This is a genomic window from Curtobacterium oceanosedimentum (assembly GCF_020297365.1).
Taxonomy (GTDB): domain Bacteria; phylum Actinomycetota; class Actinomycetes; order Actinomycetales; family Microbacteriaceae; genus Curtobacterium.
In genome coordinates this window covers 1-1910 of the sequence record NZ_JAIXIG010000061.1, presented here as the reverse complement: position 1 = coordinate 1910, position 1910 = coordinate 1, and the positions used below count along the sequence as shown (strand labels likewise).

Below are 1910 nucleotides of genomic sequence, written 5' to 3'. Positions count from 1 at the left end.
GGGGAGAGGGCAGTCCGCCGGAGCGTCCGGCGCGTCCGCTGTACACGACGAACGGCCCGACTCCGAGAGAGGAGTCGGGCCGTTCGCCAGGGTTCTGCAGGTTCGGTGTCCCGCAGGTCACATCGCGGTGCTGCTCAGCGGGTGGCCGAGCGGTGCGGCGGTGCTGCGGCCCCGCGGTGACCGCCGGGTCGAGGTGTCAGGTGTTCAGGCCGCCTGGAGGACGAACTGCACGTCGAGGTTGATGGTCACGTCGTTGCCGAGCGTGAAGCCACCGGCCTCGAGAGCAGCGTTCCAGTTGACGCCGAACTCGGTGCGGTCGATCTTCGTGGTCGCCTCGGCGCCGAGCTTGACCTGGCCGTAGCCGTCGGTGGTGACGCCGCCGAACTCGGTCTTCAGGGTGACGTTCTTGGTGACGCCGCGGAGCGACAGCTCGCCGTCGATGAGCATGTCGTCGCCGTCCTCGCGGATGCCGGTCGACTTGAAGGTCATCTGCGGGTGCTCCTCGGTGAGGAAGAAGTCGCCCGTGGCGAGGTGCTGGTCACGCTGCTGCTGGTTGGTGTTGATGCTCGCGACGTCGATCGAGGCCTCGAGGGTCGAGTCGAGGGGGTTCTCGGCGGTGACGAGCGTGGCGTCGAAGCGCTCGAACGAGCCCTTGACCTTGCTGATCGCGAGGTGGCGGACCGAGAAGGTGACCTCGGAGTGGGTCGGGTCGATCGTCCAGGTACCGGTCTGGTAGCCGGGGATGGCGGAAGCGGTGAGCGTCATGGTGACTCCTTCGAAGCGTTTGTCTGCAGTGCCCGAGCAGGCCTGAGAACGGGACTCGTTCCATGCGCCTGCATCGATTCTGATGCTACCCCATTGTGCACCCGAATGGTTGAAGCGTCAACCAATGTTCACCAGACGGACGCTGGCCGACCCCTGGGACGCGAGTCGTGCCTCCCGGCCGCCCCGACGGTCAGGAGCCGACGGACGCGAGCGACGAAGCGCTCGACAGACGGGCCGACGTCGTCGGCCGTCGCTCGGACGAGCCACCAATCGACGTCCTTGAGGTTCTCGCCCCGCGTCAGGTCCTTCTTGAACGCGCGATCGTCGGTGCGGTGCAGATCGCTCTCGTACTCGATGGCCACACGCGCCTCGGGGTAGGCGAGGTCCACGCAGGCGACCCACCTGCCGTCGACGACGACGTCGTGGTTGCGCAACGGTTCGGGCAGGCCACGCCGTGTCAGGGCGAGTCGCAGGCGTGTCTCGCCGGGGGAGCGTGAGCCGGGGCGGACCTCCCGGAGCGCGGCTCGGACCTTGCGGATCCCGCGAGCACCCCGGTGTCGTCGAGCTGCGGCACGGAGTTCGTCGACCGTGCACCAGCGCAGCTGACCGACGAGCGCATCGCCGGCGATGATCAGCTCGTCCATCCGGAGCAGGCCGGCGAGCATCACGAACGTGTCTGCCGGGTGCGTGAGCCTCGCTGTTCCGGAGTGCACCACACGGACGCGGTCTGCACGCACGCGGTGACCGATGGTGCCGCGGACCCTGATGCTCTGGTCCTTCCCGATCGTGCTGACGTGGATTCGGTGGTCGCGTTCGAGTCGTCGGGGAAGCGGGACGCCCAGGATCACGGCGGCGGTGGTGTGGCTGAAGACCTGGTCGGGGCGGAGCCTCGGGAGGACGGCGCGTGCACGCTGCTCGTGGTCGGCAGGAGGGGCCCAGCAACGGATGCCGTGGAAGGGCCTGTAGAGCATTTTGGTGCGGAGGCTACTCGCGGTTACGCCGCGGCGGAGTGCCTCGCGGACGCGGAAGGGGCGGCCGCGGAGTGCGGAGGGGAAGGCCTCGACTGCTGTTCGCATGCTGGCAGCTTCGGCGATCTGCGGCGTGGCTGGAGTGGGCGTCGGGGCATCGGTGGAGAGCGCGGGCGG

Annotated in this window: 2 protein-coding genes; both read right to left on the bottom strand. The window is 68.7% G+C overall.

Annotation, left to right across the window (positions count from 1 at the left end; genetic code table 11):
* Nucleotides 1–204 precede the first annotated feature (204 nt).
* Nucleotides 205–765, bottom strand: coding sequence for a YceI family protein (locus LEL83_RS15750; protein WP_198657980.1), 561 nt, complete (start codon nt 763–765; stop codon nt 205–207).
* A gap of 128 nt (nt 766–893) precedes the next feature.
* A partial coding sequence (locus tag LEL83_RS15745) for a putative endonuclease domain-containing protein (RefSeq protein WP_225559529.1) occupies nt 894–1910 on the bottom strand: 1017 nt, incomplete at its 5' end.

Excerpts from the sequence above, each read along its gene's own strand:
- LEL83_RS15750 (WP_198657980.1), bottom strand. The coding sequence starts at position 765 with ATGACGCTCACCGCTTCCGCCATCCCCGGCTACCAGACCGGTACCTGG.